The organism is Myxacorys chilensis (assembly GCF_059505265.1).
Genome location: NZ_JCACKG010000136.1, coordinates 1 through 7775, shown reverse-complemented (window position 1 = coordinate 7775; position 7775 = coordinate 1). Strand labels below are relative to the sequence as shown.

General features: G+C 45.7%; 6 protein-coding genes. All 6 read left to right on the top strand.

Annotated elements, in window-relative coordinates:
• Nucleotides 1-141 precede the first annotated feature (141 nt).
• The 6 genes from AC5JLB_RS10310 (at nucleotide 142) to AC5JLB_RS10285 (ending at nucleotide 7735) form a co-directional block, all read left to right on the top strand.
• Complete coding sequence (locus AC5JLB_RS10310) at nucleotides 142-489, top strand: DUF4870 domain-containing protein (RefSeq protein ID WP_495873743.1); 348 nt, start codon at nucleotides 142-144, stop codon at nucleotides 487-489.
• Between the two features lie 394 nt (nucleotides 490-883).
• Complete coding sequence (locus AC5JLB_RS10305) at nucleotides 884-3295, top strand: FG-GAP-like repeat-containing protein (RefSeq protein ID WP_495873742.1); 2412 nt, start codon at nucleotides 884-886, stop codon at nucleotides 3293-3295.
• A 666-nt stretch (nucleotides 3296-3961) separates the two neighbouring features.
• Nucleotides 3962-4195, top strand: a complete 234-nt coding sequence (locus tag AC5JLB_RS10300) for a hypothetical protein (RefSeq protein WP_495873741.1) — start codon at nucleotides 3962-3964, stop codon at nucleotides 4193-4195.
• Nucleotides 4196-4883: 688 nt separating this feature from the next.
• Nucleotides 4884-6374, top strand: a complete 1491-nt coding sequence (locus tag AC5JLB_RS10295; protein ID WP_495873740.1) for an MBOAT family O-acyltransferase — start codon at nucleotides 4884-4886, stop codon at nucleotides 6372-6374.
• A gap of 139 nt (nucleotides 6375-6513) precedes the next feature.
• Entirely contained in the window at nucleotides 6514-6864 is a 351-nt protein-coding gene (locus tag AC5JLB_RS10290; protein ID WP_495873744.1) for a cupin domain-containing protein, read from the top strand.
• 238 nt (nucleotides 6865-7102) lie between these two features.
• Complete coding sequence (locus AC5JLB_RS10285; protein ID WP_495873739.1) at nucleotides 7103-7735, top strand: DUF262 domain-containing protein; 633 nt, start codon at nucleotides 7103-7105, stop codon at nucleotides 7733-7735.
• Nucleotides 7736-7775: the final 40 nt, after the last annotated feature.

Genomic DNA, 7775 nt, shown 5'->3' with positions numbered 1-7775 from the left:
GTTAGACGATTAGCTTAAGTTGATACCTCCTAAAACTTTTCAAACAGCCTCTAAGATTTGAGTCTAAGATTTGTGATCTAGACGCAACTGCTCCTTCACCCGTATTCAATTACTCCTATAGAACTTGACGATGGAATAGCTATGCAAAACTCTGATCAACATCGCCTCCTCTCAGCCCTTTGCCACGGCTCAATTTTCTTCAGTTCATTACTGGTCTCGATTGGCATCCCGATCGCTATTTTATTCATTAATGACGATCCAGTAATCAAAGAAAATGCCAAAGAAGCAATTAATTTTCACATTAATCTCTATCTGTATGGAATTTTAGCAGGGCTATTAGCCGCGAGTATCATTGGCATTCCTATTGCGATCGTACTAGGCATTGCACTCCTAGTTGCCAGCTTCATCATGCCAATCATCGCGATTATCTACAGCTTAGATAACCGCAGTCGAGCCTACCGCTATCCTTTTATTTGGCGTCTTCTCTGACACAGGAGATACAAAATTCTAATCCTTCACTCAATCTTCATCTTTTAATCCGGAGATTACTCTATAGAATTGAATTCAGGGTATAGGAATCTACTGATTCTTAGGTCGGTACAGTCGTTAACTCTATGCATCTACCCTCTTGACTGGTTGAAATCATTAACCAGTTGAAATATTAGTCTGTTGAAATCTAATACCTTGCTTTAGGGGCAAACCTTCGCAATCATCCTTAAAGTTTTTGTCGGGGCGCAAAGCGCGTCGCAGTTTGCCGTGAACAGCTATAAACGTCGTAGGTCTTCCAGATCTGTTTTTTCCAGCTTCGAGTTTTGTTCAACCGCGTTTGAACAACTCAATCAACACAATGCCATTACCAACGCCATCACCTTAGAGGAGGACTATGCAAGGCGATAGCCCACTGACCACGAATGTCCTCCCACTTTCATCGCCATCAGACTTTGAGCCGTCAAATCCACCCTTATCAACAACGCAGCGCTCTGCATTGGTTAGCAGTAGTCGCACCGATCTGATAGGACGAGATCTAACAACAGGCAAAGTTCAGAGTTGGCGTCTTGATGGCAGCACACCAAAAAGCCAAGCCCTGCTCACCCTAGCCGATTCAAACGACCAGCTTGCGGGAACTGGAGATTTCAACGGTAATCAACAAGATGATTTACTCTGGTGGAACGCTCGGACTGGAGAGGTCAAGATTTGGACGATCGATGGCACAACGACTCAACAACTAACCCTAGCAACCGTTTCAGACACTAATTGGCGAATTACCAATACGGGCGATTTTAACCAAGACGGAAAGCTAGATTTGCTGTGGCACAATTTCAAGACCGGGGAAACTGCGTTCTGGTTGCTGAATGGGACGAGCTTCAGTACAAGTGTGTATTTGCCTACGACCAGCGATTTGAACTGGGAAATCGAGACCGTTGGTGATTTTGGCAACGCGGCCTCAGAGGGTGGCGGACGCTCCCTGGATATTCAATGGCGTAACCGCAAGACAGGTGCGGTTGATATCTGGCTGCTTGACAAAACTCGTTTCTCCCAATCCGTGTCGCTCGGGACCGTTGGTTTAGATTGGGATATCAAAGGCGTGGGCGATTTTAATGGCACTTCTTCGGAGCGTGTTGGAGCGACTCATAGTTCCGACCTCCTGTGGCGAAATGCCCAAACCGGAGAAAATGCCCTGTGGTTTCTGAACGGCACTCAGTTAGAGCGTGCGGTTTACTTGCCTTCCCAAGGCTTGGACTGGAAAATTACCAGCATCGCCGATTTCAACCGCGATGGTAGCCTTGACCTGCTGTGGCACAATACCAAAACTGGAGAGAATTCTGGGTGGTTTCTGAATCAGGGGAGCTTTGCCCGTAAAGAGACATTTCAGACAACTGAGTTGAATTGGCAGCCCTTAGGCACTCTGTTACAAAGCGATTCTGCCACCGAGGCAATTATCACTAGCTCTGGCGGCAACATTCCTAGCACCAGTCCGCTGACAGAGCAAACCAATGGTCAGACAACAGCGGCTCTTAGCCAAGGCGACAGCATATCGACCGCGATCGCAATGAACTCAGCCATCTTTACCGTGAGCGATCAGGTCAATGGCAGCAATCTGAGCGATTTTTATCGCTTCAGTCTAGGCGAGTCAGGCGTTTTCACCGCGAATTTAGCGGGTCTTAGCGGAGATGCAGACATTAAATTGATTCAAGATGCCAATAATAATGGTGCGATCGATGGCAATGAGGTCTTGGCGTATCAATGGGAGCGCGGCACTGCAAACGAATCGCTCCGACGATTCCTTAGTGCAGGCACATACTATATTCAAGTGCTGAGTTACCGCGATCAAGCCTCCGCTTACGGCGTCTCTACAAACTTCGCAGCGATGGCTCAAGACGATCAGAAATTTAGCCTGAACTTGAACTTCGGTAGCGGATTGGAAGGATTGCAGGAGGTGGCTCGGGCAGCGATCGTAGAGGCAGCAAAATTCTGGGAGAACATTATTACCAACCGCAGCGCCATTACTGAGTTTAGAGATCTAACGGTCACGATTTCAGGACAGAGTTTAGTCGGTCAGGCGGGGTTAGCTGATACTAGTACGTTAGCGCTTTCAGGACCCACCTTTGGTATTAGTGCGAGCAATGATCTTGTCATTCGTCGCGGAGCAAGCACGATCAACGCCCGCCGATTCGCCGACTTCAACTCGAATCCGCTCTACCTGCGGAACGTCATGATTCATGAGCTTGCCCACGTTTTAGGCTTTGGGACAGCTTGGGAACCTGTTGAATTTGTAGATTACGATGGAACTCGATTTAGCATGGGCAAAAACTGGATCGATCGCAATTCTGCAACTTATGCCGCAGGCAGTTATGCTGGCTATGCTTATGGAGATTTACTAGGAGAAACGAGCGCTGTTGCAGTTCCAGTAGAACCGCAGGTCTTTGCTCACTGGGATGAAACGCGGTATGACACAGAACTCATGACGCCCTATGCAGAAGGTTCGGGAGTAGCTACCCCACTCAGCATATTGACTCTAGCCGCTCTGCGGGATTTAGGCTGGAGCGTTAACTCTGGTGCAACAGATGCCTACGCCTTACCTCGAACTGTGGCGCAACAGGTAACAACTGAGTCAACAACTGGCTCGACATCCACTGCTCGTCAAACTGCTGCGCTTCAATGCGGATGTGCAAAATGTGTCGCCGCCCTTCTAGGTGAACCCCTTGCACCAACGCAATTAGAAGACGCTATTGCTGCTTCGCGTCCTTCTGAGAATACAGACGCTGCCAGTCAAACTGCTCTCCTACTTGCGTAAACCTGCTTTCCATTGCTTAGAGACAAGAACAGAGACAATTATCTACAAATAAAACTGCCTACACCTTCATATTAGTTGTGGGCATAGGAACGATTGTGAGTTCACTAGGCGATCGCATAGTAGCTGCCCTGATTTCTTCAACCTTTTTTGCCTGTATTTCTATCAAACAGAAAATCTTATAGATCTTCAATGAGACTTTAGTATTGATCTACTAATTTTGAGTATAATTACTTACTTTAAATTCGCTCTAGAAGGCCCCTCAAACTGACCGATAAGGGAACTATGACCTTAGAGAGGGGACTTTGCCTTAAAATCTATAAGGAAGATTTATAGATAGCGTTTTCTAAGACCTCTTAGGACAAAAGATTTTAGCGGATTTTTATCTCTATAAAAATGCCAAAACTTACTCCTGCATTAGCTTTAAATATTCTAAGACCTCTTATATATTTGGTGTTTGAGTTGCTTATATATCTAAAATGACCCCACTTGTAGTGGTAAGGTGGCAGATTTAAGTTGCGCCAAATTGCAACTAGATGTAGAGTGCTTTCTAGTTGAGAGAGATCACTTTCGTCAACTACCAGCTTTAGTTAAGAGTTTTATTCCAGAAATGGAAAATCTCCCTAGCCGAAGCTGGGAGATCGCAAATTTAAATCTTGGAGTCATTATATGTTCCATCTGGAACTTTTGCAAATTTTCTCAAAAGAAAAATCGGTGTCTAATAGTGAGGTCAAACCTCCTGGCAAACCTCCTGGAGGTGGGAATTTCATTGCCGCAGTCATAGGCATCTGCTTACTTGCAGGTTGTCTGATTCAGGCAAATTACCAGACTCTAAAAGTAAAAGTTCAATCGCCACCAGTCACTCTTGATGTGGAGGTAGATAAGAGAGTAGATCGCTTCTAGTCCGTCTAGTTCGCTATCTAGAGAGAAGACGACGGTCTTCTCTCTCTAACAGTAATGCTACTGTAAAAGCTCATTGCCCTAAACAGAGGTTACATTCCGCCCCTAAAGATAAAGAAAGTAAGATACGATCCTTTCAAATGTCTATATGGCTATTCTCTAGCTATCCAGATTTTCCTCACTCACCTTCTGAGAATACAAACGCTGCCAGTCAAACTGCTCTCTTGCTCGCGTAAACCTGCTCTCAGTTGCCTAGAGACAAGAACAGAGACAACGGCCTAAAAATAAAACTGCCCACAACCAAATTAAGGTGTGGGCATAGGGACAGTTAAACGCTTGCGTCCATTATGGAATACTCCCTTTGCTGCTCCATTATTGGCAGGACGGTTATTAGAGTGTCCATCTTGAGTTCAACATCTAATTTTCAGACGGCAGACTGGGGAATACCAGTGCGGGTTGGAGTCCTGATTAAGTTGCGATAAACCTTCAAGATTAGGTTCAAGAAGGCTTGATTTGCTTCTACGGAAACCCCTAAATGTATCTTTACAGCAGCTTTCGGGCTGCTTTTTTGCGGTTTAATTTCAGAATTAGACGAGAAATCTGCGATCGTAATCAAATTAGCCAGTAAACTAGTGCGTGCGTAACGGCTGATGTTTCACTGATTTATTTACTGACAAAATTTCTCTAACCTATGCAGTTCCTCTCCCCCCTCTACGGTGTTTTTCTACTGTGTGTCATTGGAATTTTTTGGTCAGTCCGGCAACCGTGGTTACGCTCGTGGCTGCTTTTTCTAAGCAGTTTAATTTTTTATTCATCGCTGCAAGCACAATTTATTCCCCTGCTATTAGTCGCGACGCTGATCAATTTTGTGTTGGGGCGAGCGCTCGGATCGCCAGCAAACTGGAGAAACGATGATTGGCAGTTTGCTCAAGCCGATTGGAATAAAAAACGCCTCAAACTGTTGTGGATCGGAATTTTTCTCAACATTTTGCTGCTGCTGGGGTTTAAGTATGTGCCGTTCATTTTAGGAACGATCGCGCCCTTTTGGGAGGGGGATGCCCTGCAACAAAGTGCCAACTGGACAGACATTCACCTGATTGCGCCCCTAGGCTTAAGCTTTTTCACGTTTGAATGTATTGCCTATTTAGTAGACGTGTATCGCGGCGCACCGGCGGCTCAAAATTTTCTAAGCTTTTCAGCCTATAAGCTCTTCTTTGCCAAGCTAATCTCGGGGCCGATCGTGCGCTATCACCCCTTCAACAGTCAGTTAGAAACGGTTAAGTCGCTTCAAGTTGCACAGGTCACAGAAGGACTGTGGCTAATTGCGTCGGGTGCAGTCAAAAAAGGATTGATTGCCGATCGCTTAAATGTATTGGTAAATCTCAGTTTTGACAACGTTCAACGCGCAGGTAGTGCCGACCTGTGGCTGGTGATTTTTGCGTACGGACTCCAGCTTTACCTAGACTTTAGCGGCTATGTGGATGTTGCACGGGGCAGCGCTCTACTGCTAGGCATCGAGTTACCGGAAAATTTCGATTTTCCTTACCTCAGCACTAGCATTGCAGACTTTTGGCGACGTTGGCACATGACGCTGGGAGAATGGTTACGGAATTACCTCTACTTTCCGCTTGGAGGGTCGCGTCAAGGCTTGAGCCGGACGTGTATCAACCTTGTCCTTGTAATGCTGATTGCGGGAATTTGGCACGGCGCAGCCTGGGGGTTTATCGTCTGGGGGGGGCTGCATGGATTGGCGCTGGCAGTGCATCGTCTCACAGAAGCAGTATCGAAGTGGAGCGGTTGGTTAGAGCGATTTTGGCAAAGTTTACCTGGAATTTTGCTGGCCTGGATGCTGACGCAAACGATGGTGTTTGGCTCGTGGATCTTTTTCCGGTTGCCCAATGTGCAAGAAGCCTGGTTTGTTGTGCAGCGCTTGTGGGGACAGACTGCTGATATTCAATTTGCTCAGAAAGTGTATGGAGAAGCGATCGGGCTAACGTTTCCCCAAATTGCGATCGCGCTGGGTGCGATCGCGCTGTGTATGCTAATCGCGTACATCTTCCAACGGGGTCTCAAAGTTCAGTTGACTTGGCATCTCAAGCTGTTACTGATTCCCGTTTGCTTATACGCGGTTTGGCAACTTGCGCCTGAAGGCGGCTCCAGATACATTTACTTCGATTTCTAATGCCGATCTTTGCAAAGATTTCCCGGATTGATTCCCTTTCTTCCTGCATCATGGAAGAAACACGTTGCAAGCAATTCTTATGGCACACCAACACGCCCCCGATCCGGTTTCTGCTACCTCGCTCCCTGACGCGGAACTGATGCGCATTCGAGCTTGGGGAACGGTGACTCTTTTAGAAGAGGGGAAGCGTTATCGAATTAATCGCATTGAGATCGAGCCGGGACATCACATTAGCACTCAGATGCACTATCACCGCAGCGAGCACTGGGTCGTCGTCGCTGGAACGGCAAAGGTCATTTGCAATGAAGAGGAAAAGGTTCTGACGCAGAAGCAGTCTACCTATGTACCGATGGGAACGCCCCACCGAGTCGAGAATCCTGGCGTGATTCCGCTTGTGATGATCGAAGTTCAGAACGGGGAGTATTTGGGCGAAGATGACATTGTGCGGTTTGAGGAAGATCCAGATGCCCGTCGAGATGAGAATTCTTAAGAATTAGAGTTTAGCCGTATTAAGTGGAAACTTATGGCTCCAAAACTGGTCAGATTACAGTTGCAGTCACAGACATAACCTCACTGAGTATAAATCTAGACACCTACGACGCTAATATACGCGCCTTGGATTAATTCCTCACGGCTTTCTAGTGAAGCAAGTATAATAGCCAGATAATTTTGAAGCAGCGTAACAATTGATACACTGCTAGCTCGAACCATTAAACTAGTTGAACCCTATGTCTTCCTATACCCTTGATACTGGCAAGAAATACATTAAAGACATTTTCTCTGCTGATAGCTTCTACAACGTGCCCGAGTATCAGCGCCCATATGTTTGGGGTAGGCATCAAGTAGTTACTTTGCTTGACGATATTCGTAAGGCTATGGAAAGAGACAAAGAGAAAGAGTATTTCTTGGGTTGTATGGTTTGGAATACTAAGCAATCTAAGGAGGGAGATTTTGTTTACACTTCCCAAGATATATTAGATGGCCAGCAAAGATTTATAACTCTTTACCTTTTGCAAGCTGTACTAAGAGATTTATCAAAAAACAAGGATTTGCAAGACAAGATCCGAACTCGAATGAGGCAGGAGAGGGATGAGTTCGATGGCGTTCCTGAGAGGAATAGAATTGAGTTTGAAATAAGAAAAGACAGAGAATTTCTAGAAGAATATGTACTAAAAAAGAATGGAACCAAGGATTTTGAAAATCTGAGAATAACTTCTCAGGATAAAGACAATGACGTTTCTGTTAAAAACATGGCAGAGGCAATTTTAGAGTTGCACAACTGGTTTGGAGAACTGTCTAACGAGGGCTTAGACGTACAAAAGTATTTAAGAGATTTTTATGCTTATCTTAGGTTGTGTTGATAATTATGTGAAGTTGGGCTGAATAAGCTAAAAGGCGATG